We start from the raw sequence: 23370 nt of genomic DNA, 5'->3' as shown, positions 1-23370 counted from the left end.
CCCCGCCGGCGCTGCCCAAACCGCCAACGTCGGCGCATAGCAACCCGCAAACAACTCGCCCAAACCTCGCCGGCCGAATGGGAGAACAATGTCATGTCAGATCCTGTGGATGTCCGTGCATCGCTCGCCCGCTTTCCAGCATGGACACAGCATTTCTGGACCTGGTTCACCGGCAAGGCGTTGCCGCATCAGCGCCCGCTTATCATGCATACATGGTACTCTTATCTCATCGTCACCCTGGCGCTGTTCGCGGGCGGTCTGGTGTTGTCCAGCGTGGCCGTCGCGTGGCGGTTTCCCTTGTGGTGGGCCGCCATGATCCTGGGCTGGGTGCTGACGCTCAACGGCGCCCGCACCATGATCCTGGTGGTCGCGCACCAATGCATCCACGGCCAGTTTTCCGGAAACCACAAGCGCGACGTGTTTGTAGGAGAACTGGTGACGCTGCTGACCATGAGTCAAACTGCGCGCGGGTTCAAGATCGATCATTTCCAGACCCATCATAAGCGCGCGACCTTCGCCACGCTGGATGATCCGCCGGTGAAGTCGCTGATCGACTTCGGGTTCTTGCCCGGTCTCAGCAAGCGCGAGCTGTGGTTGCGCGCCTTCTTGACCTTTATCTCGCCGGTCTTTTACCTGAAGGGAATAAGCCGGCGGCTGCGCAGCAATCTGTTTTCGGAGCGCAAATGGCGGCGCCATGCGTTCATCGTCTACGCCGCTTTCTGGCTGTCGCTTCCGCTCTGGCTTCCCAACGGCCTGTCCGTGCTCTTGCTCGCATTCGGCGTTCCGATCGTCGTGCTGTTTCAAATCAGCGCTTTGCTCGACAATCTGGGGGAGCACGCCTGGCTGACGCCACGCGATCCGCGCCTTTCATCGAGGCACTATCACGTGCCTGCGACCTGGGCGCGATTTTGCGGCCGGCCGCTGCCCGATCGCTCCCTTCCCGCGATGGCAAAGCCGGTAGCCTGGGTTACGTGGGCGGCCGCGATGATGCTGTACCACCTGCCGGCGCGGCTTCTCGTCGTCGTGGGAGATCTGCCCAACCACGATTTCCATCACCGCTTTCCGGCCACGCCGCATTGGATGTGCGCCGCATACGCCCGCCAGTGGGATATCGACAGCGGTCATGACGGCTCTCCGGCCTATTCGGAGATCTGGGGATTGGGGCATGCCATCGACCGCATGTTTCAGGAATTGAGCAACGCGGAGCCGTATCGATCGGCGCGCGCAGCGCACGAGCCGGAAGTCAATGCAGCATCGTAGTCGTCGCGGCCTCTGCGTTGACTGCACGAACGTCACTCTTGTAAAGATTGGATGTCCGACATGCATGCCTGGATTGTTGATGCCTTTGCCGACGATCGCCGTGGCGGGAATCCCGCAGCCGTCCTGATCGCGGAAGGAGGATTTCCGCCACAACGGACGATGCAGAAGACGGCGCGTGACCTCGGTGTTCCTACCACGGCCTTCATCGTGCCGACCGCGAATCCGTCGAATTACCGGATCCGGTGGTTCACGGTCGAACAGGAACTGGACATCTGCGGGCACGCGACGCTCGCCGGCGCCTGCTACCTGTATGAGGTCGCCGGCGTCGCGGCCGATCGGCGGTTAAGCTTCCAGTCCAACAGCGGTCAGATCTACGCGCGCGGCGGCGGCAATCAGATATTTCTGAATCTGCCGCGCATGGACGCCAAGGTTTGCGAAATTCCGGCTGGCCTCGAGCAGGCCCTTGGTGCGACGATCCGCTATTGCGCCAAGGCGACCGATGATTTCGTGGTCGAGGTGGAGTCCGAACAGCAGCTCGAAATTCTCAAGCCCGATTTCGCAGAACTGAAAAAGATCAAGTGCCGCGGATATGCGGTCACAGCCCGGAGCTACGCGGACGACAGGGATTTCGTAACGCGCTTCTTCGCGCCATCGGTGGGAGTGAATGAGGACGAAGTGTGCGTTTCGGCTCATTGCAAGTTGGGTCCCTATTGGGCCGAAAAGCTGAACAAGCCCTGGCTTTTGGCCGTGCAGCTTTCGCCGAGAGGCGGGCGGCTGAGCATTGGCGTCACCGAAGACCGCGTGGACATCGGGGGTACCGCGAAAATACGCGGCACGGCCAGCGCAGCCGTCGCGGCGGAGTGACGCCGCTTCAACGTGGTCGCGACGGCCGCTGCGGCGGCCGCCAGCACCAGAGTCGACTTTCCGCTTCAAATCCAGCCGCAAATTATTTTTGTCATGGGTGAGCCATGCTCCAGCGCACGCCGGTCAGATATCCCGTCATTCCCGTCTATGTTATTTCGCTCGCCGCCGGAGCCGCCAGCCTCTGGCTCATCGCCCGCGCCGGCGAACGGTTGTACGGCGGCGTCCCTCCGATCGTTGTCGGCCATGCCGTTACGGCGTTCGAGGCGATGACCCATGAACTGTACAAGCATATCAATTCTCCGATCGGCAATGTCATCCTGCAGATTCTCGTCATCTTGATATTGTCGCGCATCTTCGGCACGGCGCTGCGCCGGATCGGTCAACCGCAGGTCATGGGGGAGATTTTCGCCGGGATATTTCTTGGTCCATCGGTTCTCAAAACCGTTTTACCCGAAGCACATAAATTCCTGTTCCCGGAAAGTTCGGTGTCGCAGCTCTTTATTCTGAGCAACATCGGGTTGGTCCTGTTCATGTTTACCTTGGGCCTGGAACTCAACAGACATGCATTATCGATCAGGAAATCGTCGGCGCTGCTGGTCTCGCATATCAGCATCATCTTTCCGTTTGTGCTCGGTGCGGCACTCGCGCTGTTGCTGTTCGATACATATGCTTCGGCCAAATACGGGTTCGTGCCGTTCGCGTTGTTCATGGGCATCTGCATGAGCATCACGGCGTTTCCGGTGCTGGCGAGAATAGTTCAGGAGTTCGAACTGACAACAACCACCGTCGGAATTGTCGCAATCGCCGCGGCAGCCATCGATGATGCGACCGCGTGGTGCATTCTTGCGATCGTTGTCGGGATCGTCCAGGCCGGTTCGGGAGTCGGCGCCAGCCTGATCTTGCTCTTCGCCGCCCTCTACTGCGCCGTTGCGGTGTTGGCGGTGCGGCCGGCGCTGTCGAAATATCTGCCGCAGTCGCTTCCGGGGTCGCGCCAAATGCCGCCCGCGACGGTTGCGATTGCCCTTATTGTATTACTGGGCTCCTGCTTTTTGACGCAGCTGATCGGACTGCACGCGCTGTTCGGCGCCTTCATGGCAGGCGTCATCATGCCGGAACAGGAAAATTTCAAGGAACGGTTATTGGCGCGGGTCCAGGACGTGAGTACGCTTTTTCTGGTGCCGCTGTTTTTCGCGTTCACCGGGCTGCGCGCTGAAATCGGATTGCTTAATGATCTGCAGTCTTGGGGAGTCTGCGCCCTGATCATCCTGGTTGCCATCGCCGGTAAGCTCGGCGGCAGCCTGGCGGCGGCACGATGGTCCGGCCTTGGCTGGCGCGAGTCATTCGGGCTCGGCGCGCTGATGAACACCCGCGGATTGGTCGAACTGGTCGTACTCAATATCGGCTACGACCTCGGAATCCTGCCGCCCAAGATTTTTGCCATGCTCGTCATCATGGCGATCTTCACCACCATGATGACGGGCCCGTTGCTGCTGATTCTGAAACTATCGCCCCAACCAGCCCGTCTGGCGGAGCACAAGCAGGTCGTGAGGCCAGATATCTGAGCGCGCGGGGTTCGGAATCCCGCGCCGATCCGGCGATTACGCCTCGACGTCGTCGAAGCCCTGGTCCATATCGCGCGCCGGCTCGGTGTTGGCGCAGCGTCCGATAATCCGGGCGGGTACTCCCGCCGCGGTGCAGCCCGGCGGAATATTCTGAAGAACCACGCTGCCGGCGCCGATCTTGGCCCGAGCCCCAATTTCGATATTGCCGAGAATGCAGGCTCCGGCGCCTATCATGACCCCTCGACGAATTTTGGGGTGACGGTCGCCTTCGTCCTTACCGGTTCCGCCGAGGGTAACGCCCTGAAGGATCGAGACGCCGTCCTCGACCACCGCCGTCTCGCCGATCACCACGCCGGTCCCGTGATCGATCATGATGCCGCGGCCGAGTCGCGCTGCCGGATTGATATCGACGCCGAAGGTCAACGCCATCCGGTTTTGCAGATGAAGTGCAAGGGGCCGGCGGCCCTTGTTCAGGAGCGCATGCGCCAGGCGATAGGTCTGGATTGCATGATAGCCTTTGAAAAACAGCAAGGCCTCGAGCGGCGATCTGCAGGCCGGATCGCGCTCGCACACGGCCGCGAGATCCGCACGCGCAGCCGCTCCAACGTCCGGATGGGCCGTCGTCAATTCATCGAAACTCTGATGCAACAGGATCGCGGGCGCTTCCGCAGTTCCCAGGCATTGAGCGAGAATATAATTGAGCGCGTCTTCGAAGTGGAGCTGGTTGAGTACACTGGCGTGAACCAGGCTTGCGAGGATAGGCTCCTCGGCCACCATGGCTGCGGCCGATTGGCGAATGCTTTGCCACACCCGATCATGGCTGGCGAGCTTGGCGACGGATGGACCCATGACGCGCTCCCGCATCCCGGCGGACAGAAGACTTCAAGCCAATGGAATACCCGGGTCTGAGGCCTGATTCAACCAGAAGGTTAGCATGCTGGTCGAGCCGTAAAAACCTTAAGTTGTAACATACATAATTTACTGCCTCATCTTCAGGGTCTGATTTAGCCGGGTCCTTTTCCGACGTATCGGCTCGGCATTGAATGATCGGCCCGCTATTTCAAAATCAAGCAGGCCGGCGGCGAATAAATCACGCGAGGGATCGCGGCGGAATTCTTTCGGACGCAAGGTCCGAAGATATCCTCACTGATCGCCGACGATCAATCCCAGGCGAATTGCCTTGGAAACCGCGTGGGTTTTGTTATTGGCCTGCAGCTTCCCGAAAACCTGCTTGAGGTGATAATTTACGTTTGCTTCGGTGCAGCGCATGATGATGGATGTCTCCCAGGTCGTTTTTCCGGCGGCGGTCCACCTCAAAACTTCCTGCTGTTGCGGAGATAGATTGATGTCCCGCGGATCGCGCGAGCAATTGAAGTTGACTTTCGCCGGCATAGCCTGTCCCGATACTGCTGCCGAAAACATACACGCAAAGGTAGTTTTCAATTGTGTGCGTTCCGTGGCTGAGCGTCGATGAAATTTTGCCGACTATCAATTTTGCTAGTCACCGGCGGCCGACTTCGGAAGCAAGTCCGGCAATGGTGAGCAGAAATCGGCTTCCTTGTTTTGCATCGCGCGTTTGCCGCATCGGCTTTTTCAAATACCTGGCACAGCGTGGCGTTCGATCATATTGGAGCCTGCCAACTGCGGAGCAATCTTGTCCTGATTTACCAGGGCTTTGTGATAAAAAAATCTATGGCCAAGGCAACTTGGAATGATCAATTGTTGCTGGCTGTTGTTTTCGCTCGCAAAATGCGGCATCGAATTGGGGAGTTCTGCTAAGGCACGGCGGCGGGTACGACTGTAGTGCGAATTTTGATCATTGCGCTCATGGTTCGCCGGCCGGCCGCTCTTGCATTCCGCATATGAACGCCTGCGGCGATAAGGGCCGCCCGACAAATCCATGCCGGCTCAGGCCCGCGCTGTTTCCTTTATTGTGCAGCTAGGCTCTTCGACTCGGTGCTGGTGCGGCCCTGTGGTGCGGCTATGGCGCCCCGGAAATCGCAAGCAGCGGCGCGTATCTCGCGGCGCGACCCAAGCCCCCGTGCGAAATGTCGATGGGGCGGACGTTTTGCACTTGTTCCAAACCGCTCCCGCGCCGATGATGCTGCCAACAATAAGTTTACAGGGGGACGATACCATGCACGTTTTGCAGGCGCTCATCGCGGCCGTGTTGCTGCTCGCCGGGATAACGCCATCCGTGGCGCAGGGATATCCGACCCGGCCAGTGCGCGTGGTGGTCGGGTTTCCACCGGGCGGCCCGACCGATATTATCGCGCGCATTGTGGCGCAACGGCTTAGCGACAGTTTCGGCCAGCAGTTTTATGTCGAGAATATAGGCGGTGCAGGCGGTAACACCGCGTCCGGGCAGGTCGCGCGCGCCACTCCCGACGGTTACACCATCATGGCCATCAGTACGGGCTTCATGGTGAACCCCAGTCTCTACACCAAGGTGCCGTACGATCCGGTCAAGGATTTTTCTGCCGTAAGTCTGGTCGCAGTTTCGCCCAACGTCGTGGTCGTCAACCCGCAGGTCCCAGCCAAAACGATACCGGAACTCGTGCAGTTGATCCGCGACAATCCCGGCAAATACAGCTATGCCGGCCCCGGCGTCGGTTCGACGCCGCATCTCGGCGGCGAACTGTTTCGCCTGACCTACAAGCTCGATCTTGTCCATATCCCGTTCGCGGGTGCCGCGCCCGCCGTAGGGTCTACCGTGGGCGGCCATACGCCGATCGCCTTCACCGCGCTGCCGTCCTCGCTTGCAGCGATCCAGGCCGGGCAGGTGCGCGCGATCGGCATCGCGGCGGCGGAGCGCGCGGAGCAAGTACCCGAGGTGCCGACCTTTATCGAGCAAGGCGTGAAGGATCAGGAAGCCGACACGCTGACCGGCGTCGTCGCACCCGCAGGCACGCCAAAGGAGGTCGTGGATCTGCTGTATCGCGAGATCGCCAAAGCTGTCGCCCGGCCCGACGTCAGAGAGCGGCTTGCGAGCTTGGGCTTCAGGCCGGTCGCCAATACGCCTGACGAATTCGCCGCGCGCATCGGCCAGGAGATCGAAAAATGGGGCAAGGTGGTGCATGACGCCAAGTTGAGGATCGAATGACCGGCAAGCATCTCTGGCGCGACGAGGATTGACCGCTATCCGCCGCGAACGCTTTCCCGAAGCCGCGCTTCGCACTCGATTCTTTGCTGCTGTAAGAGGATACGCGCGGCATCATCCGCCCGGGCTTGTTGACGTTGTCGCTCCCGTGCGCCGTCTCGATATCGTCAAGGCGGGACTGCGCCGCGGCCACGAAGCTCGACGAAGGAAACTTCGCGATAAACGATTCAGGACGACCCGATCGGCCTGATTCAAATAATAGTCGCTAAGCAGCGAGATGGCTCCGCCTGGACCACCGGACAGTGCCGTCAACGCGTGTTGCACGGCGGTTCGTTTGCCAACAAATCCAACGCCGCCACCTCCGCCGCCCGATTTCGCTACGATATCGACCTCCGCTACTATGCGAACGGCTTTCGGGTCGCGCGCAATCTGCAGTAGATCTGGCAGGTCTATGCTGGCGGATACAAAACCTCAGCCTGATCCCGGACCAAGCGGACATGGCCCGTGCGCGGTAGCGATGGGCAACATCCGTGAGTTGTTCTAGGATCAGGCAAATGTCTTTCGACAGGAGCAATGGATGCCGGACCTCAAGAAGAATGCGCGGCGGGACAAGCGGACCGGGAAGCCCGCCGCCAAGCCTACCGACCCGCCGGTGCTCGGCGAGGCGGCGTTGAAGCAGGCCCTCGACGGGTTCGGGATTTCGCCGAACGCGAATGGCCATGCGGCTACGACGCCGGGGCAGGCCGCGCCGCCGCCGAAGACCGTGGCGCAGGTGCTGGGCGAGATCACCTGGCTGATGACGCAGAGCCCGCGTCACAAGACCATTCCGCTCGGCGATCTCGAATGGCTGGTGATGCCCGCGATCCTGCTCCGGCAATTCCGGATTTTCTATTCCGGCGATCGCCCGGTCGGCGTAGCGCTGTGGGCCATGGTGGATGATCTGGTGGCGCAACGGATCGACGCCAACGACAAACGCCTGACCGCGGTGGAATGGAAAAGCGGGAGCGCCTTGCGCATCGTTGAACTCGTGGCGCCGTTCGGCGGCGAGGCGGAGATGCGCGCCCAGGTCGGCGAACTCTGATCGGATGTGCGGCGGGATGGAACCATCGCCACTGCGAGACGTTCTGCCCGGTGGATTGGCGGACAATTTTTGTTTTAGGAGATCGCAATGACCTATCGTTTCGTGGCGGCAGTTTTTGCGGGACTCCTGGTAGCGGAGGCTGCGGCCGCGCAAACCGCCGCGCCGTCCAGCGTCAAGCCGGAGACAAGCTGTACGACCTCGGCGAATGCGGACGAGAAAACGTCGGCCAATGCGGACGAGAAAACCTCGAATTCGATGGCGGTCGAGAAAAGCGCCATCCTGCCCGACGCCGGGGGTTCGAATTCGGCCGCGCCGACGGTGCAGAGCGGCGGCAAGCCGCTGGAAGTCCGTTCGGAATGTCCGCCGGACTCCAAGCCTAAGGGTTGATCACTCGATGACAATGCGCGGCGCGGGCCGGCCTGCGGCGCCGACCGCGGTCCAAAGGTCACGGGCGATATCGATATAACGCCGCGCATGCAAGCTGTCCGGCTCGATGGCGACGACGGGGCGTCCGTTATCCGACGTCTTGCGAATGTGGATGTCGAGCGGGATTTCGCCAAGAAATGGAATGCCGCGGCGTGCGGCCTCCAGCCGCGCGCCGCCATGTCCGAATATCGGCGTGATCCGGTTGCAGGCCGGGCAGCAGAAGCCCGCCATGTTTTCGATCAATCCTAATAGCGGAACTTTCACTTTCTCGAGCATGGCGATGCCGCGCCGCGCGTCGATCAGGGCGATGTCCTGCGGCGTCGAAACGATGACCACGCCGGCCAGCGGCGTCTGCTGCGCCATGGTGAGCTGCGCGTCGCCGGTGCCGGGCGGCAGATCGACGACGAGAATATCGAGGTCGCCCCACGCCACCTCGCGCAGCATCTGGGTGATGGCGGATATCACCATCGGCCCGCGCCAGATCATGGCAAAATCTTCCTCCACCAGAAAGCCGATCGACATCACCCTGAGGCCAAAGCGCTCCATCGGCTCCAGCATGCGCGGGCCGAGCAGACGCGGCTTGCCCCTCAGTCCGAGCAGTTTGGGCTGTGACGGTCCGTAAATGTCGGCGTCGAGAATGCCGGCCTTAAGTCCGATCGCGGCGAAGCCCAGCGCGAGGTTGCAGGAGGTGGTGGATTTGCCGACGCCGCCCTTGCCCGACGCGATGGCGATGACGTGCCTGACGCCGGGTATGCCCATCGCTTTCGACGTCGCAGGTATTGGCGGCTGCGCGGACACGGTGCTCTCCCTACGATCCAGCGGGATCGCCTTTCTTCGCGCCGCGGGCCGCCAAGTAATCCTCGGTGGTCATGACCGGCGGGCGTTGCGGCGCCCCGTGCGGGTCGAAACCCTCGTTCACCACGGCTTCGACACGGCAATCGGCGCACATCTTGATGACATCGATACGCTTGGCGTTGGCGCCCTGGAACATCCAGTGCTTCTCGCCAAGTTTTGCCAGCACGCGGTCGATCGAGCTTTTGGTGCCAAAGGGTTTTCCGCAGGCGATGCAGTGGAAAGGCTCTTCTTCCTTCAGCACCCGCAGCGGCGCATTCCACGCCTCGAAATCAAGGCGTGGCTCGAGCGTGATGACATGCTCGGGACAGGTGGATTGGCAAAGCCCGCACTGCACGCACAAGCTTTCGGTAAAGCGCAGCATTGCGCGGTCGGGGTTGTCGGACAGCGCGCCGGTCGGGCAGGCGGTGACGCAGGCATGGCAGAGCGTGCAGCCGTCGACCTCAAGGTTCACGCCGCCGAACGGCGCCCCCGGCGCCAGCCCCACCATTCCGACAGGCGCGGGTGCGGCGAGGTGGAGTTCGCGAAACGTGGTTTCAAGCACGCTGCGTTTGCCGCCGCGCGGAATGAAGCTGGCCGGCTTCTGCGCGGCGATGCCGGCAGGCGCGGCGTCGAGCATGGCGCGCAGTTGATCCGGATCGTCGGTATCGATGATGCGCACGAGGCCGTCGCCAAAACCAAGGGCGGCGGCGACGGCGCCGGACAGTTCGGCCGCGCGGCGAAGTCCGGCCAGGTCGTGCCTCGGTTTTGCGCGTGTCAACGCCACGGCGGCGGTGCCGCCATACGCAAAAACTGCCGCCATCGCCTCGGGTCCGAGCTGCGTCACTTCGTTGACGCGAAGCGGCAGCACATTCGCCGGCAGCCCCGCGCCGAACCGTGCCAGGGCGTCGATGATGGCATCGCCGTGCTCGCCATCGTGAAACAGCACGATACCGTCGCTGCCGCCGGCCTTACGGTAGGCCTGCAGCAGCGTGCGTAACCGCCGCATCAGCGCGTCCGCGCTCGGCAGCGAATAGGATGCCGCGCCGGTGGGACATACCGACGCGCAGGAGCCGCAGCCCGCGCATATATTGGCATCGATTACGACCGCGTCGCCGTTCGGGGTGATCGCGCCGGTCGGACACAGGTCGAGACAGCGCGTGCATCCGGTAATACCCGAGCGCGAATGGGCGCACAGTGACGCGTCGAAATCGACAAAGCGCGGCTTGTCGAAGGTGCCCACCAGGTTGCCCGCATCGGCGATCAGGCGTTCGACCGCGGCGCGGTCGCGCGGATCGGCGCGCAGATATCCAGGGCGCAGTTCATGCGCGGAAAACAGCGGTGGGCCACCGCTAACATCGACAATCAGGTCGCAGGTCGAGGTCGCGCCATCGCGCGCGGCTCCAAACACGAGTTTTGCGCGCGACGAGGGCAGCGGCAGCGCATAGTCGTCGATGGCAAGTTCAAACGCGCCGAGATGTCCGCGGGCGTTGCGGATCGTGCCTTTCAGAACGGGAAACTCGTTGCTGCGCCGCGGTGTCACGTCGCCAGGCTTTGTCAGCAGCACGGTGATGTCGAGACGGTCGGCGAGGCGTTGCGCTGTCTCGACGGCAATGTCGTCGCGGCCATAAATCAGCGCGACGCCGGTGCTCTCCAGGGTCACCATCGAAATCGGCGGCATTACTTCGCCCGCCGCGGCAATCAGCGCCGCGGCTTTGGGGCCGGCCGCGGCCGCGTTCGTCGACCAACCGGCGGTTTCGCGAATGTTGACAAAGGTGAGGTGCGTCTGCGGAAAATCCTCTGCGATTTCCCTGAACAGCGGGGCTTCCTGGGTGCAGGCGACCGTGACCTGCGCACCGTCGGCCAGCGCCTGCTTGAACCGATCGAGTTCGAGACCGCAGAGCTGGTTCGCCTGCGTGATTGCTCCTTCGCAGCCGCGGCCGATCGCGTGCGTGTCGAGCGGCATACTCTTTTCGCAACTGCAGATCAGGAGATGAGACTTTGCCGCACCCATTGAGATAACCCCTGAACCGGCGGGCCGGCACGCGGTTGCTTTACTTCACGGTTCCGCGGTACCTGCTAGGGCGAACACCTGCAAGGGCAGGATTTCGCGTCGCCGGCTTGCGCGGGATAGCATACAACGCGGATTTGTGAAGCATAAGGATGCGTTCTTCGATGTCGCGTCTTAACGACGTGGAACAGACACTCGATCTGCCGCCCGGTTATACCGTGGTCGCGCTGCGCGAATTTGGCGACGCGTTCGCTTACGCCTGCGAACATGCGGCCGAAGCCGGCGCCGGGACGCTGGTCTGGGTGGGGCGCTACGATCTGATCGAATTTGCCGTGGTGCTGGAACCCGACGAGCCTCTGCGCTCGGCACGCCGCGCGCTCTTTGCCGGCATGAATGCCGCGGCCGATGCGATTGCCGCTCACTGCCCGCCGGAGCGGGAAGTCAGTTTCGGCTGGCCGGACGCGATCCGGTTCGATGGCGGATTGCTCGGCGGCGCGCGGCTCGGGTGGCCAAAGGATTGCGGTGAGGATGACCAGCCCGCATGGTTGGTGTTCGGCGTCATCCTGCGCGCGGCCGACATGGCTTATATCGACGAGGTGCAGGCCGCCGCCGGCGTTTCCCTGCTGAGCGGAGGTTTCGAAATGATCGAAACCGAGGCGATCATCGGCAGCTTCGCCCGTCATCTCATGACGGCGTTCGACCGATGGAACGAGCGGGGGTTTGACGCGATCGCACGGGATTATCTGGAGCGGCTTCCGAGGCGCAACCCGGGCGAGCGTCGAAGCATCGATGGCAACGGCGATCTCCTGACCGGCCCTTCCGCCGGCGGCTCGCCGGAGCGGACAAGTGTTGTGGATGCACTCGCCAAGACGTCTTGGTATGATCCGCGCGAGCGCGGCCCGAAACTAGAATGAGGCGGATATGTTGAAATTGCCGCGCACGGTGCAGCTCGACGCGTCGGACACGTTTGTATTTGAGCAGGCGGCGGAACCGGGAGAATGGGCGGTTTCCGGCGCATTCGTGTTCTGGAACCAGGACCCTGCCAATCTCAGCCAGAAGCAGCGCGTGGCGCTGCGTTCCGGCTTGCTTGGCGTCGATAGTCTGGGCTGGTCCACGCTTGCGATCGTCACCGAGGCGACGGATGCGGACCGGCAGGGCGTGGTCGAGCGGCTCGCAAGGCAGTTGCTGGAGAAGTTCGGAGCGCCCGACCTCGCGGCAGCGCGCGGTGCCGCCGAGGAAGAGGTCGCGTTTGCAGTTTCGTTGTGCGGTCATCCAAGCGGCACTCTGCTTGCCGTGCAACGCAGCGCTGAGAATGGCGAGATCCGCGAGCGCTTCCGCACGCTCAAACCGCGCCAAGCCGCGGCCGGCGCCGATCGGCTGCACGCGCATGCGCGCGCTTTTACCTTTCACGAGGTCGAAGGCGGAGAACCCGCCGAGGAAATCGATCTCCTGGAAATGATCCGGACCGGGCCCATTACGGCGGATCGCACATGAGAGAGTTCTGGGTCGCCTCGGGCCATCATCTTACGCGCCGGGCCGATCACGGCGGGCTGGTAGCTACCCCCGAACTGATCATGGCCTATCTGGCACGGCCTGAATTGATGCCGCCGCCCGATGCCTGCGAGGCCGAACGCAATCTGCATGCAAGCCTGCTCGCAAACCCCCTCCGTCCGGTCGCGACAGGAGACATTGCTGCTCTCGCCGATGCCGACGCGCGCGAGAACTGGACCTTCATGACGGCCTTTCGCGACCGGCTGATCGCAGCACCCTCGCTTGAGGCCGTGTATGTGACGCTGGCCCGTAACGGCGCCGGCGACCTGCCGCCGATCTTTTTATCGCAGCTCTGCCACCTGATCCTGCGCAACGCCCTGGAAGGTTGCGACGATCCCTACACGCTGCGCGCGGCCGAACTGTTTTATCGCAGCCAAGCGGCCACCGTCCAAGACGGGACTTTGCTGCTGGCCGATGCGGAAGTCGTCGAGGCGCAGCAACACGCGCGGCACGACATGCATTCGTCGCCGCTTACCGCCATGCTGCAGCCGCAGGCATTCGGCGAGATGGACGTCATGGACGACGAAAACGCCTGGACGTACTGGTCGCGTTCGGACGCGCATGCCATGGTGATGAACCTCGGCGGCAATCCGAAGGCGCGCGCCGGGCTGTGCCGCGCGATCGAGCGATGGGTTGCGCATCTTCTCGGCGCCGTTGTCTCCGTGGAACCCGTGGCGTCGATCGAAGACCACGACTGGCGCTGGTTCGTCGGCCTCGACGGCGAGGGCACCAGAATCGGCAACGCGTTGTGGAACGGCGACGCGCTGGATCGCCATGCCGGCGGGCGCATCGTCGCCCTGATGCGTTTGAACATCGAGGACACGCGGCTGGTGGACGAGCGTGTCGGCACGCGGCCGGTTTATCTCATTCTGGCGATGGGCGCGGACAAGGTGGTGCGCCTGAAGCCGCAGAATCTGGTGGTGGGGCTGCCGCTGGCTTCCGCCGCGGCTAGGACGTGACCGGCCGTATGAGGGATCGACCATGGCAATGACCGAAACGTCCCGCGAAGTCGGCGTGGTGCTGCGCCGCCGTTCGATCGACAATCCATGGATCGACCACCTATGGTCGCCGCTCATGATTCTCGATGAAGTGCCCGCGGCGGCCCCATGGACCGTGCTGTCCACGGCGGCCGATGCCACGATTTATTACGCGGGTGCGGCGAGCATCGATCTGTTCAGTTCCGACACCGCGAATTATCGCGACAATCTCGCCGACGGCGAGCCGCGCATCTGGGTTGCGCTGCGGCGTCAGGATGGCGGCTCTGAACTCGAACTGACGAGAATCACCGCCGATCCGACCGAAGGCGAAGCTGTGTTCGAGAGCGGATGCGATGTGATCGGCACCGTTCCGATGCCGCCGGGCGTCGCGTCATGGATCGCGGCCTTTGTCGATGAATTCCATGTCGAACGGGCCTTTCACAAGCGCAAGCGGGACGAAACGAGCGAGGATCGCAAGCGGAAGGCGAGCGAAGGCCCGACCGATCGACGGAAGGACGGCGCATGAGCGAGCGGAGCAATGGCGACGCGAGCAAGAGTTTTCTGTCGCGCTGGTCGCAGCGCAAGCACGAGGCAAAACAGCCGGAGCATGACGTGCCGGTTGCCGGCGCAGAAGCGCCCTCGGAGCCCGCGGCTGCAACCGAATCCGAGCCGGAGTTCGATCTCTCGAGCCTGCCGGACCTTGAGGACCTGACAGAAGCCACCGACATCAGCGTCTTTCTCCGCAAGGGGGTACCCGAGCATCTGCGCAACGCGGCCTTGAGAAAATCCTGGGCGTTGGACCCCGCGATCCGGAACTATGTCAATCCTGCGCTCGACTATGCTTATGACTGGAATACGCCGGGCGGCGTGCCCGGTAATGGCGAGATCGGGCCCGGCGTGGATATCGCGCGGATGGTTTCGGAGATCATGGGTACCGGCGAATCGGAGGCCAGGGCGGAGTTGAGGACGGACCCGGAAAAACCATCTCCTTCGGAGCCAGGGTGTCCGGTTGCGGATAGTGCGCCGCAAAAAGCAGTGCTGGATGTGCCGGCGCAGGCCGTAAGACTAAGCAGCGAAGCGCAAAAACCCTCGAATAATAAAGAGCCCGCGCAAAATAAAGACGCCGCGAAACAGGATCCTGATGACCGCAGCCTCATTGCACCGCAACAAGCGGTGCGACGCCATGGCTCGGCAAAACCGATTGTTTAAGCAAAGTTTTTTGAGACATAGGAAAACCCTATGCTACGTTGGCTGGAATAATTCCAGATCTGAAATGTATGCTCTAATACAGAGACAGGTGGGGAGACATCGCTTGCACCATGCGTGACGCCGGTCTGGAGCAGGCAATCAGGGCAGCAGGCGGCGTCGCGTCGCTGGCGCGAGCGATCGGCATTGCCCAGCCATCGGTTTCGGGGTGGTCGCGGATTCCCGCCGAGCGGGTGCTCGCCGTGGAGACGCTGACACGCGTGCATCGTTTCATCCTCCGGCCCGATCTCTATGGACCGTCCGAGGGCAAGGTGTCAGCGAAATCCGCCGTCGATGAGGTCGACCAGCTGCGCGCCGCGGAATACGGGCTGTTGTCGCTACTGCTCGGCAAGGCACCCGATTCGGAGACGCTCTTGCGGGTTGCGATGTTGAAGGGCGATGCGTCTGATCTTGGCATGGCGCATGTCGAACTCGGCGCCGCCGCGGCGGCGATCGACGATCGCGCCGTCAGCAGGGAGTTCTTCGATCTGTTCATCGGGCTCGGCCGCGGCGAGCTGCTTCCCTATGCCTCCTATTACCTGACCGGCTTTCTGCATGAACGCCCGTTGGCTCGGGCCCGCGAGGATCTGGATCGGCTCGGGATCGAGCGGGCAGGCGCGTCGCGGGAGCCGGAAGATCACATCGCGATCCTGCTCGAAGTCATGGCCGGGCTGGCCCGAGGCGACTTTGAGGCCGACTTCGGCGAGCAGGCGCGCTTTTTCGAGCGGCATCTCAAGCCCTGGGCGTCGCGCCTGTTCGCCGATCTGGAAATATCGCAGTCCGCCACCTTCTACCGCGCCGTCGGCCGCGTCGGCCGTGTGTTTATGGAACTGGAATCCGAGGCCTTCACGCTGTCCGAGTGACACCGAGGGCAACCGGAAGATCGACTTGAAGGAGATCGCAATGCGCAAGCCATCGGACAGCAAAACGCCCCGCGAAAGCAAGCAGACGGCGAGCGTGGACCGGCGCCACTTTTTCATGATGGGTGGATCGGCCGCCGCAGCGGCGGCGGTGGTGCCGCTCGCGGGCGGCGAAGCCGTGGCGGACGACGAGTCGCGCGCCGAGCGCGTCAAGGCGCGCTACAGGCAAACCGACCACGTCAACAACTACTATCGCGTCAACCGCTATTGATGGGACCACGCACATGTTGATGAAGCGAAGAGATGGATCCGCGGGCCGGGCGCGTTTGCAGGGTGTCGCCGCCGGCCTCGCCTCTGGGGTTCTCGACCGCCGCACGTTCCTGCGCCGCTCGGGTCTCGCCGCCGGCGCCGGCGCCGCACTCGGTTTGATGCCGCTCGGATCGGTGCGCAAGGCGCAAGCCGGTCCGAAGATCGTCGGCGCGCCGACCGAAATCAAAAAGAACGTCTGCACGCACTGCTCGGTCGGCTGCACCGTGATCGCCGAAGTCCAGAATGGCGTCTGGGTGGGCCAGGAGCCGGCCTGGGACAGCCCGATCAACCGCGGGTCGCATTGCGCCAAGGGGGCTTCAGTGCGCGAACTCGTGCACGGCGACCGCCGCCTGAAATACCCGATGAAGCTCGTCAACGGCGAGTGGCAGAAAATCGGCTGGGACCAGGCCATCAACGAAATCGGCGACAAGATGCTCGAAATCCGCGCCAGGTCCGGCGCCGATTCGGTCTATCTGCTCGGCTCCGCGAAGTTCTCCAATGAAGGCGGCTATCTGTTCCGCAAGTTCGCGGCGTTCTGGGGCACCAATTCAATCGACCATCAGGCCCGCATCTGCCATTCCACCACGGTCGCGGGTGTTGCCAATACATGGGGCTACGGCGCCATGACCAATTCCTACAACGACATGCGCAACGCGAAGACCATCGTTTTCATGGGCTCGAACGCGGCCGAAGCGCATCCGGTGTCGCTGCAGCACATCCTGGCCGGCAAGGAGATCAACCGCGCCAACGTGTTTGTGCTCGATCCGCGCTTCACCCGCACTGCGGCGCATGCCACCGAATATGTGCGGTTCCGCTCCGGCACCGACATTGCGATCATCTGGGGCATGCTGCACCACATCTTCAACAATGGCTGGGAAGACAAGCAATTCATCGCGCAGCGCGTTTACGGCATGGACCAGATCCGCGCCGAAGTGGCCAAGTGGACGCCGGAAGAAGTCGAGCGTGTCTCGGGCATTCCCGGCGAGCAGCTCAAGAGGGTCGCGGAGACCTTCGCCAAGCAGCGTCCATCGGCCTTCGTCTGGTGCATGGGCGGCACCCAGCACACTGTCGGCACCGCCAACGTCCGCGCCTATTGCAACCTGTTGCTGGCAACCGGCAATGTCGGCGTGTTCGGTGGCGGGGCCAACATCTTCCGCGGCCACTGCAACGTGCAGGGCGCGACGGACATCGGTCTCGATATTACGTCGCTGCCGCTGTATTACGGCCTGGTCGAGGGCGCCTGGAAGCATTGGGCCCGGGTCTGGGAGGTCGATTACGATTATTTCCAGTCACGCTTCGATGAAGTGCCGGCGAAAGCCGGGCGTCCGGCGCGCACGCGCAAGCAGAACATGGAATTGCCGGGCATCCCGTGGACCCGCTGGTTCGATGCGACGCTTGCCAACCCGGATGACGTCGATCAGCGCGACGTCATAAAGGGCGTGGTCATCATGGGCCATGGCGGCAACACCATCCCGCGCATGACGGAAATGGTGAAGGGGCTCGAGAAGCTCGAATTGCTGGTGGTCGCCGATCCGCATCCCACCACGTTCGCCGCGATTTCGGACCGCAAGAACGGCACCTATCTGCTTCCGGCCTGCACCCAGTTCGAGACCTCGGGCTCGCGCACGGCCTCCAACCGCTCGCTGCAGTGGGGCGAGCAGGTGGTCAAGCCGATCTTCGAATCCAAGGACGATTACGAGATCATCTACCGGCTGTCGGAGAAGCTCGGGTTCGCCGATGCGATGTTCAAGAACATCAAGGTCGAGAACAAGCATCCGTCGCCCGAAGACCTGCTGCGCGAAATCAACCGCGGCGGCTTCTCGACCGGTTATTCCGGGCAGTCGCCGGAACGGCTGAAAGCGCACATGAAGAACCAGGGCAAGTTCGATCTGGTCACGTTGCGCGCCAAGGCAGACGAGCCGGAGATCGGTGGCGATTACTACGGCCTGCCATGGCCGTGCTGGGGCACGCCGCAGATCAGGCATCCGGGCACGCATACGCTCTACAACACCAATCTTCACGCCAAGGACGGCGGCGGCACGTTCCGCGCGCGCTTCGGCGTGGTTTATGAAGAGAAGCAGCCCGACGGTTCGGTGAAGAACGTCAATCTGCTTGCCGAGGGCTCCTACAGCAAGGGCTCGGAACTGACCGACGGTTATCCGGAATTCACCTATGGATTGCTCAAGAAGCTCGGCTGGGACAAGGAGCTCACCGAAGCCGAACTTGCAACCATCAACAAGATCGGCGGCAACAATCCGGACGGCGTCGGCTGGGCGGTCGATCTGTCCGGCGGCATCATCCGCGTCACGCTGGAGCATGGCGTGATGGCCTATGGCAACGGCAAGGCGCGCGCGGTGGCGTGGAATCTGCCCGATCCGGTGCCGGTTCATCGCGAGCCGATCTACACCCCGCGTCCCGACCTGGTCGCCAAATATCCGACCCGGCCGGACGGACGCCAGTTCCGCATGGCCAACCTTGGTTTCTCGATTCAGAAGGCGGCGGTGGACAAGGGCATCGCCAAGCAATTCCCGATCATCCTCACCTCCGGACGTCTGGTGGAATACGAAGGCGGCGGCGAGGAAACCCGGTCCAACCGCTGGCTCGCCGAACTGCAGCAGGACATGTTCGTCGAGGTCAATACCTCGGATGCGGCCGAGCGCGGCATCAAGGACGGCGGCTGGGTGTGGGTGTACGGTCCGGAAAACAGCTCCAAGGCGCGCATGAAGGCGCTGGTGACGGACCGGGTCGGCAAGGGCGTGGCGTTCATGCCGTTCCACTTTTCCGGCTGGTTCCAGGGCGTCGACCAACGCGACAAATACCCGAAGGGGGCCGATCCGATCGTGCTCGGCGAAAGCGTCAACACGCTGACGTCGTACGGTTACGATCCGGTCACCGGCATGCACGAGGGCAAAGCGACCCTGTGCCAGATTCAAGCGGCGTGAGGGGAGAACAGATCATGGCTCGCGTCAAATTCCTGTGTGATGCCGACCGCTGCATCGAGTGCAACGCCTGCGTGACCGCGTGCAAGAACGAACATGAAGTGCCGTGGGGCATCAACCGCCGCCGCGTCGTCACCATCAATGACGGCAAGCCCGGCGAACGCTCGGTGTCGATGGCCTGCATGCACTGCACCGACGCGCCGTGCGCCGCGGTGTGCCCGGTCTCGTGTTTCTACACCACCAACGACGGCGTGGTGCTGCACTCCAAGGATCTCTGCATCGGCTGCGGTTACTGCTTCTACGCCTGTCCGTTCGGCGCGCCGCAATATCCGAAGGTCGGAAATTTCGGTTCGCGGGGCAAGATGGACAAGTGCACCTATTGCGCCGGCGGTCCGGAGGCGGACTCGACGCCGGTCGAATACGCCAAATACGGCGCCAACCGTCTTGCCGAGGGCAAGCTACCGATTTGCGCCGAGATGTGCTCGACCAAGTCGCTGCTCGCGGGTGACGGGGCCATCATCGCCGAAATCTACAAGGAGCGCGTGATGAAGCGCGGTTACGGTTCGGGCATGTGGGGCTGGAAAACGGCCTACAGCGATTCGCCGACCGGCTAGGCTCCGCGTCAAATCGTTCTTGAATGGAACTGGAAGGTCGTGCCGATGTCGATCCGGATTTCAACCCTCAGAGCCGTATGCGCCGCCATCGCGCTGCTGGTCGCGTTCGCGCATCCCGCGGCGGCGCAATTGTCCTTCAAACCCACCGCCGAAGCCGTACACGAGGACCAGCTGCTGAATGCGCTGAAAGAGGGCGACAAGATCACCGGGCGGATCAGCATTCCCGATCCGATGGCCGCCAGCCTGATCCAGCCTGCGGGCCGCGACTGGCGCGATTTCCAGCGCCACAAGCTGCCGGTCATCGGCGGCATTGCGATCGTCGGCATGTTCGCTCTGCTTGCGGTCTTTCTGGCGGTGCGCGGCCGCGTCCGGGTCGAGCATGGTTTTTCCGGCATAAAACTGCTGCGGTTCGCAAGCTTCGAGCGCTTCACCCACTGGGTGACGGCATCCTGCTTCATCATTCTGGCGCTGTCGGGACTCAACATCAGCTTCGGCCGTGTGCTGATCCTGCCGCTGTTCGGCGCGGACGCTTTCTCCACCATGACCGCGTGGGGCAAGCTCGCGCACAACTATCTGGCCTTTCCGTTCATGCTCGGCATCGCGGTGATGTTCGTGATCTGGATCAAGGATAATTTCCCGAGCCGGCTCGACCTCGTGTGGATCAAGCAGGGCGGCGGCATGCTGCGCAATGGCAAGCATCCGCCGGCGCGGCGATTCAATGCCGGCCAGAAGGGAATATTCTGGATCGTCGTGATCGGCGGCGCGCTGATGTCGCTGTCGGGCTGGTTTCTGCTGTTTCCCTATCTTCCGGCCAATGTCACGGCGCTGCAGTTCTGGACCATCATCCACGCGGTGATCGCGATGCTGTTCATGGCCGCGATCATGGCTCACATCTATATCGGCACCATCGGCATGGAAGGCGCCTTCGACGCCATGGGCACCGGCGAGGTCGATCTCAATTGGGCCAAGGAGCATCATTCGCTCTGGGTCGAGGAAGAACAGGCCAAGGGCCACGCGCCGTCGACGGGTTCGGCGCGCGCGATGCCGGCCGAATAAGGGGGGAGCGCCATGAAAAGCTTTCTTGCGGCGTTGGCATTCGCGGTGATTGCCGCGGTGGCCGTGGCGATGCTGCTCAACACCGTGCAGCGGCCAAGCTCGGTGGCATTCACCACCAGCGGCGCAAGGGTCGGCGATCCCGGCCACAATCTGACAGGTCCAGTCTGAGTCCGCCGGCAATGATCGCCGTCGTCGAGAGCGGGGTTTGAGCGCGCCGAACGCCGTTCCGGCCTGGCCGGTCGAAATCCGACTGCTGAAAGACCGCCGCGCGCTGAATGTCACGTTCGACGATGGCACGGCGTTCAGCCTTTCCGCGGAAATGCTGCGCGTCACCAGCCCGTCGGCCGACGTGCAGGGACATTCCGAAGCGCAACGCAGGACGGTCGGCGGCAAGCGCGACGTGACCATTCTGTCGGTCGACGCGGTCGGCAATTACGCGGTGCGGATCGGTTTCGACGACATGCACAGCACCGGCATCTACTCCTGGGCATTCCTGCACGATCTCGGATCGAACGCCGAACAGCGGTTCAAGGACTACCTCGACGATCTTGCGGCCAAGGGTCTCGACCGCGACCGGCCGGGCAGCTAGGCGGAATCTGAAGGCGGTGAACGGCGTCGTCATCGACCACTCCAAGCAGACCATGGTCGGCTATGTCAGCGATCCGGAATCCGCTACATCGCAGGCCGGACCCCGACCACCACTATTCAGCTTCATCAGCGCCGACGACACCGTGCACGCCGCAGCCCTCGACCTTTTGCAGCATACCCAGGCGGCCGGCGACCTGCTCCTGAAGCGCGCGCACCAAACTCGCCGTCGCCATCGCAGGTTCCGAGCCGGACTGGGCGGGACTGACCACGCCATTATCGCAATCCGGCGCCGAGCAACCGGCCACCCTGAATAGCGACCTCAGCGTGGCGCAGGATTATGAGAACTATCTCGACAACCGCCAAGCCATCAATGCGGTGATGGCGGCAAATGTAAGTATAGCTGGTTCTCGCAATAGTTGCAGAACAGTATTGTTCGCGTAAAAACATCTACAGCGTGTCTTTAAAATTAGCACCACGTAACGGTTGAAGTATAAAAAACGATGTGCTTAGTTTCTCTCATAAGAGATGCGCGGAGAGGAACAATGAACAAGGCAGCTCCTGCGAGCAAGCACACCGAAGCGTCGCTGTTCGGCGAAGCGGCGCTGCAGGAGGCGTTCGCCAAACTCAGCGGTGTTCACGGTGGTTCTTCAGTGAACGGCAGCCACGCCGCTGGCCCCACGCAGTTGCAGACTGAACCGCCGCCTAAGACAGTGGCGCAGGTGCTCGGCGAAATTACCTGGCTGATGACGCAGAGCCCGCGCCACAAGACGATTCCGCTCGGCGACCTCGAATGGCTGGTGATGCCCGCGATCCTGCTGCGGCAGTTTCGGATGTTCTATGCCGGCGAGCGCCCGATCGGCGTTGCGCTGTGGGCGCTGGCAAATGATCTGGTGGCGAGGCGGATTGATGCCGGCGACAGGCGCTTGACCGCTGTGGAATGGAAAAGCGGGAAGAACCAACGCCTTATCGACACCGTCGCGCCGTTTGGAGGCGAAGCGGAAATGCGGGCTAAAGTCGGTGATATTTGACCATGTTCGTGGCCAGCAATGCTCAGGGACTAACAAGCTTTTCTGCCGGTGTGGATAAGCGAAGATCGGTACAACTCCGGCCTGTTACTATCTCGCGTACATACTTTAGATGGCAAAAATTCGCAGTTGCCGCTCTCTTTTTCCTCATTTTGTCTGATGGCTCATTTGCGCAGGGGATATATTATTTTGGACATACCACCGATCCCGTGCCGATTGAAATTGCTCTTCGGGATAAGACTGAAACTTTTCACTTTAAAATTCCTAAAGCGTATTTGACATTTTCCGAGAATTGGACGGGCGGAGTTCAGGATTTTCTCGTCCTTGAGACGAGCTTTCCTTCAATGGCGCCCCTTAGCACCGTTGCAGGTGACGTAAATGAGCTGGGCGCACTAGTCATTCATTTGCATTCTTATCCACGCACAGGTGCGGATCCCAACGTCCGAAAGACAATTGATTTCCTTATTTCGAACATGTGGAGCTACATTGGAGACTTTTCAGATAAAAATGGTCGTTCATATAAACACTACGTGTACAAACAGGACGATCAAAAATGGAAAGATCAGAAGAGGTTAGTCAAAGATTTTTTGTAGTCGATGGAAGGAATGTCTACATTGAATGCTTCAGGGAAATACTTAATCCTCATGTGGGTTGCAGGGGTTTTGCGGACTATGGCAACAACCTCTCTCTGACTTTTCAATTTAGACGAAATCAATTCGAGCGCTGGCCGGACTTTTACGAAGCGATAGTTAATCTGCTTAATTCACTGCGCCGCGCGAATTAACGAAGTTCGAGGGACGAAATGGGTTTATCGCAAAATGATATCGCTCAGCTTGCGGCTCGCATTGATGTTGGAGATCGAACCGGCTTTTATATTCTTTATCATAACATGACTGGTAGCACTGAGGCTCTGCTTCAAGCTCAGGTTTCTAGTTATAGCGGCCCGATTGGTCAGTTGGCAGCCTATTCCAATGCAGCAGCAAAAGCGATTTTAGGAGATCGATATCCTGAAACGACGACTTCCTCGGCGGGCTGGTGGGCTATCTGGATTCGGTGGGCAAGGCCGGGCTC

At 61.8% G+C, this 23370-nt stretch carries 26 protein-coding genes and 1 pseudogene; 22 read left to right on the top strand and 5 right to left on the bottom strand.

Features of this window, described 5'->3' with window-relative positions; all coding sequences use genetic code 11:
* Positions 1–93 precede the first annotated feature (93 nt).
* The 3 genes from ACFE72_RS22050 (at position 94) to ACFE72_RS22040 (ending at position 3686) form a co-directional block, all read left to right on the top strand.
* Positions 94–1260, top strand: coding sequence for a fatty acid desaturase (locus ACFE72_RS22050; RefSeq protein ID WP_375415253.1), 1167 nt, complete (start codon positions 94–96; stop codon positions 1258–1260).
* A 60-nt stretch (positions 1261–1320) separates the two neighbouring features.
* Positions 1321–2124: a PhzF family phenazine biosynthesis protein gene (locus ACFE72_RS22045; RefSeq protein WP_375415252.1), complete on the top strand. Its 804-nt coding sequence runs from the start codon at positions 1321–1323 to the stop codon at positions 2122–2124.
* Positions 2125–2228: 104 nt separating this feature from the next.
* Entirely contained in the window at positions 2229–3686 is a 1458-nt protein-coding gene (locus tag ACFE72_RS22040) for a cation:proton antiporter (protein ID WP_375415251.1), read from the top strand.
* A 36-nt stretch (positions 3687–3722) separates the two neighbouring features.
* On the opposite strand, the gene cysE is transcribed toward ACFE72_RS22040, so the two are convergent.
* From cysE to ACFE72_RS22025, 3 genes are all read right to left on the bottom strand, one after another.
* Positions 3723–4535, bottom strand: coding sequence for a serine O-acetyltransferase (cysE, locus tag ACFE72_RS22035; RefSeq protein WP_375415250.1), 813 nt, complete (start codon positions 4533–4535; stop codon positions 3723–3725).
* Between the two features lie 294 nt (positions 4536–4829).
* Entirely contained in the window at positions 4830–5078 is a 249-nt protein-coding gene (locus ACFE72_RS22030; RefSeq protein ID WP_375415249.1) for a helix-turn-helix transcriptional regulator, read from the bottom strand.
* Positions 5079–5279: 201 nt separating this feature from the next.
* Complete coding sequence (locus tag ACFE72_RS22025) at positions 5280–5588, bottom strand: hypothetical protein (RefSeq protein ID WP_375415248.1); 309 nt, start codon at positions 5586–5588, stop codon at positions 5280–5282.
* 235 nt (positions 5589–5823) lie between these two features.
* Here ACFE72_RS22025 and ACFE72_RS22020 point away from each other — a divergent pair, with 235 nt between their 5' ends.
* From ACFE72_RS22020 to ACFE72_RS22010, 3 genes are all read left to right on the top strand, one after another.
* Positions 5824–6789: a Bug family tripartite tricarboxylate transporter substrate binding protein gene (locus ACFE72_RS22020; protein ID WP_375415247.1), complete on the top strand. Its 966-nt coding sequence runs from the start codon at positions 5824–5826 to the stop codon at positions 6787–6789.
* Between the two features lie 574 nt (positions 6790–7363).
* Positions 7364–7867 (top strand): toxin-activating lysine-acyltransferase, encoded by a 504-nt coding sequence (locus tag ACFE72_RS22015; protein ID WP_375415246.1) that lies wholly within the window; start codon positions 7364–7366, stop codon positions 7865–7867.
* Between the two features lie 87 nt (positions 7868–7954).
* The gene (locus ACFE72_RS22010) at positions 7955–8254 is read left to right on the top strand and encodes a hypothetical protein (RefSeq protein WP_375415245.1); all 300 of its coding nucleotides are present in this window, start codon (positions 7955–7957) and stop codon (positions 8252–8254) included.
* On the opposite strand, the pseudogene ACFE72_RS22005 reads toward ACFE72_RS22010, so the two are convergent.
* Both ACFE72_RS22005 and ACFE72_RS22000 read right to left on the bottom strand, forming a co-directional pair.
* Positions 8255–9160, bottom strand: a pseudogene (locus tag ACFE72_RS22005) (Mrp/NBP35 family ATP-binding protein); the annotation flags it as partial.
* Positions 9102–11138: a 4Fe-4S binding protein gene (locus tag ACFE72_RS22000; RefSeq protein ID WP_375415244.1), complete on the bottom strand. Its 2037-nt coding sequence runs from the start codon at positions 11136–11138 to the stop codon at positions 9102–9104. The gene ACFE72_RS22000 and the pseudogene ACFE72_RS22005, both read right to left, overlap by 59 nt.
* Before the next feature lie 161 nt (positions 11139–11299).
* On the opposite strand from ACFE72_RS22000, the gene ACFE72_RS21995 reads away from it, so the two are divergent.
* The 16 genes from ACFE72_RS21995 to ACFE72_RS21920 form a co-directional block, all read left to right on the top strand.
* On the top strand, positions 11300–12049 hold the full coding sequence (locus ACFE72_RS21995; protein WP_375415243.1) for a biotin/lipoate--protein ligase family protein: 750 nt from the start codon (positions 11300–11302) through the stop codon (positions 12047–12049).
* A 7-nt stretch (positions 12050–12056) separates the two neighbouring features.
* Positions 12057–12629 carry a DUF6505 family protein gene (locus ACFE72_RS21990; RefSeq protein WP_375415242.1) on the top strand — a complete coding sequence of 191 codons (573 nt, stop codon included), beginning with the start codon at positions 12057–12059 and terminating at the stop codon, positions 12627–12629.
* Positions 12626–13645: a DUF6352 family protein gene (locus ACFE72_RS21985; protein ID WP_375415241.1), complete on the top strand. Its 1020-nt coding sequence runs from the start codon at positions 12626–12628 to the stop codon at positions 13643–13645. The genes ACFE72_RS21990 and ACFE72_RS21985 overlap by 4 nt, the downstream gene beginning before the upstream one ends.
* Positions 13646–13667: 22 nt before the next feature.
* Complete coding sequence (locus ACFE72_RS21980) at positions 13668–14189, top strand: DUF3305 domain-containing protein (protein WP_375415240.1); 522 nt, start codon at positions 13668–13670, stop codon at positions 14187–14189.
* An 86-nt stretch (positions 14190–14275) separates the two neighbouring features.
* Entirely contained in the window at positions 14276–14872 is a 597-nt protein-coding gene (locus tag ACFE72_RS21975) for a DUF3306 domain-containing protein (RefSeq protein WP_375415239.1), read from the top strand.
* A gap of 110 nt (positions 14873–14982) precedes the next feature.
* Positions 14983–15771, top strand: a complete 789-nt coding sequence (locus ACFE72_RS21970; RefSeq protein ID WP_375415238.1) for a Cro/CI family transcriptional regulator — start codon at positions 14983–14985, stop codon at positions 15769–15771.
* A gap of 40 nt (positions 15772–15811) precedes the next feature.
* Positions 15812–16039 (top strand): hypothetical protein, encoded by a 228-nt coding sequence (locus ACFE72_RS21965; RefSeq protein ID WP_375415237.1) that lies wholly within the window; start codon positions 15812–15814, stop codon positions 16037–16039.
* A gap of 13 nt (positions 16040–16052) precedes the next feature.
* Positions 16053–19019, top strand: coding sequence for a formate dehydrogenase subunit alpha (locus ACFE72_RS21960; RefSeq protein ID WP_375415236.1), 2967 nt, complete (start codon positions 16053–16055; stop codon positions 19017–19019).
* Between the two features lie 14 nt (positions 19020–19033).
* Positions 19034–19630, top strand: a complete 597-nt coding sequence (gene fdh3B, locus ACFE72_RS21955; RefSeq protein ID WP_375415235.1) for a formate dehydrogenase FDH3 subunit beta — start codon at positions 19034–19036, stop codon at positions 19628–19630.
* A gap of 45 nt (positions 19631–19675) precedes the next feature.
* A complete protein-coding gene (locus ACFE72_RS21950; RefSeq protein ID WP_375415234.1) occupies positions 19676–20686 on the top strand; it encodes a formate dehydrogenase subunit gamma in 1011 nt (336 codons plus the stop codon).
* A gap of 12 nt (positions 20687–20698) precedes the next feature.
* Positions 20699–20854 (top strand): hypothetical protein, encoded by a 156-nt coding sequence (locus ACFE72_RS21945; protein ID WP_375415233.1) that lies wholly within the window; start codon positions 20699–20701, stop codon positions 20852–20854.
* A 37-nt stretch (positions 20855–20891) separates the two neighbouring features.
* On the top strand, positions 20892–21275 hold the full coding sequence (locus tag ACFE72_RS21940; RefSeq protein WP_375415232.1) for a gamma-butyrobetaine hydroxylase-like domain-containing protein: 384 nt from the start codon (positions 20892–20894) through the stop codon (positions 21273–21275).
* Positions 21276–21291: 16 nt separating this feature from the next.
* Positions 21292–21588: a hypothetical protein gene (locus tag ACFE72_RS21935; protein ID WP_375415231.1), complete on the top strand. Its 297-nt coding sequence runs from the start codon at positions 21292–21294 to the stop codon at positions 21586–21588.
* 228 nt (positions 21589–21816) lie between these two features.
* Positions 21817–22302: a toxin-activating lysine-acyltransferase gene (locus ACFE72_RS21930; protein WP_375415230.1), complete on the top strand. Its 486-nt coding sequence runs from the start codon at positions 21817–21819 to the stop codon at positions 22300–22302.
* A gap of 2 nt (positions 22303–22304) precedes the next feature.
* Positions 22305–22892, top strand: a complete 588-nt coding sequence (locus tag ACFE72_RS21925) for a hypothetical protein (protein WP_375415229.1) — start codon at positions 22305–22307, stop codon at positions 22890–22892.
* Between the two features lie 209 nt (positions 22893–23101).
* The coding region (locus tag ACFE72_RS21920) for a hypothetical protein (protein ID WP_375415228.1) at positions 23102–23370 on the top strand (269 nt) is incomplete at its 3' end.

The organism is uncultured Bradyrhizobium sp. (genome assembly GCF_964252615.1).
Lineage (GTDB): Bacteria > Pseudomonadota > Alphaproteobacteria > Rhizobiales > Xanthobacteraceae > Bradyrhizobium.
This window is presented reverse-complemented; position numbering and strand designations above follow the sequence as displayed.

Excerpts from the sequence above, each read along its gene's own strand:
- ACFE72_RS22050 (WP_375415253.1), top strand. The coding sequence starts at position 94 with ATGTCAGATCCTGTGGATGTCCGTGCATCGCTCGCCCGCTTTCCAGCA.
- ACFE72_RS22045 (WP_375415252.1), top strand. The coding sequence starts at position 1,321 with ATGCATGCCTGGATTGTTGATGCCTTTGCCGACGATCGCCGTGGCGGG.
- ACFE72_RS22040 (WP_375415251.1), top strand. The coding sequence starts at position 2,229 with ATGCTCCAGCGCACGCCGGTCAGATATCCCGTCATTCCCGTCTATGTT.
- cysE (WP_375415250.1), bottom strand. The coding sequence starts at position 4,535 with ATGGGTCCATCCGTCGCCAAGCTCGCCAGCCATGATCGGGTGTGGCAA.
- ACFE72_RS22030 (WP_375415249.1), bottom strand. The coding sequence starts at position 5,078 with ATGCCGGCGAAAGTCAACTTCAATTGCTCGCGCGATCCGCGGGACATC.
- ACFE72_RS22025 (WP_375415248.1), bottom strand. The coding sequence starts at position 5,588 with ATGGATTTGTCGGGCGGCCCTTATCGCCGCAGGCGTTCATATGCGGAA.
- ACFE72_RS22020 (WP_375415247.1), top strand. The coding sequence starts at position 5,824 with ATGCACGTTTTGCAGGCGCTCATCGCGGCCGTGTTGCTGCTCGCCGGG.
- ACFE72_RS22015 (WP_375415246.1), top strand. The coding sequence starts at position 7,364 with ATGCCGGACCTCAAGAAGAATGCGCGGCGGGACAAGCGGACCGGGAAG.
- ACFE72_RS22010 (WP_375415245.1), top strand. The coding sequence starts at position 7,955 with ATGACCTATCGTTTCGTGGCGGCAGTTTTTGCGGGACTCCTGGTAGCG.
- ACFE72_RS22000 (WP_375415244.1), bottom strand. The coding sequence starts at position 11,138 with ATGGGTGCGGCAAAGTCTCATCTCCTGATCTGCAGTTGCGAAAAGAGT.
- ACFE72_RS21995 (WP_375415243.1), top strand. The coding sequence starts at position 11,300 with ATGTCGCGTCTTAACGACGTGGAACAGACACTCGATCTGCCGCCCGGT.
- ACFE72_RS21990 (WP_375415242.1), top strand. The coding sequence starts at position 12,057 with ATGTTGAAATTGCCGCGCACGGTGCAGCTCGACGCGTCGGACACGTTT.
- ACFE72_RS21985 (WP_375415241.1), top strand. The coding sequence starts at position 12,626 with ATGAGAGAGTTCTGGGTCGCCTCGGGCCATCATCTTACGCGCCGGGCC.
- ACFE72_RS21980 (WP_375415240.1), top strand. The coding sequence starts at position 13,668 with ATGGCAATGACCGAAACGTCCCGCGAAGTCGGCGTGGTGCTGCGCCGC.
- ACFE72_RS21970 (WP_375415238.1), top strand. The coding sequence starts at position 14,983 with ATGCGTGACGCCGGTCTGGAGCAGGCAATCAGGGCAGCAGGCGGCGTC.
- ACFE72_RS21965 (WP_375415237.1), top strand. The coding sequence starts at position 15,812 with ATGCGCAAGCCATCGGACAGCAAAACGCCCCGCGAAAGCAAGCAGACG.
- ACFE72_RS21960 (WP_375415236.1), top strand. The coding sequence starts at position 16,053 with ATGTTGATGAAGCGAAGAGATGGATCCGCGGGCCGGGCGCGTTTGCAG.
- fdh3B (WP_375415235.1), top strand. The coding sequence starts at position 19,034 with ATGGCTCGCGTCAAATTCCTGTGTGATGCCGACCGCTGCATCGAGTGC.
- ACFE72_RS21950 (WP_375415234.1), top strand. The coding sequence starts at position 19,676 with ATGTCGATCCGGATTTCAACCCTCAGAGCCGTATGCGCCGCCATCGCG.
- ACFE72_RS21945 (WP_375415233.1), top strand. The coding sequence starts at position 20,699 with ATGAAAAGCTTTCTTGCGGCGTTGGCATTCGCGGTGATTGCCGCGGTG.
- ACFE72_RS21930 (WP_375415230.1), top strand. The coding sequence starts at position 21,817 with ATGAACAAGGCAGCTCCTGCGAGCAAGCACACCGAAGCGTCGCTGTTC.
- ACFE72_RS21925 (WP_375415229.1), top strand. The coding sequence starts at position 22,305 with ATGTTCGTGGCCAGCAATGCTCAGGGACTAACAAGCTTTTCTGCCGGT.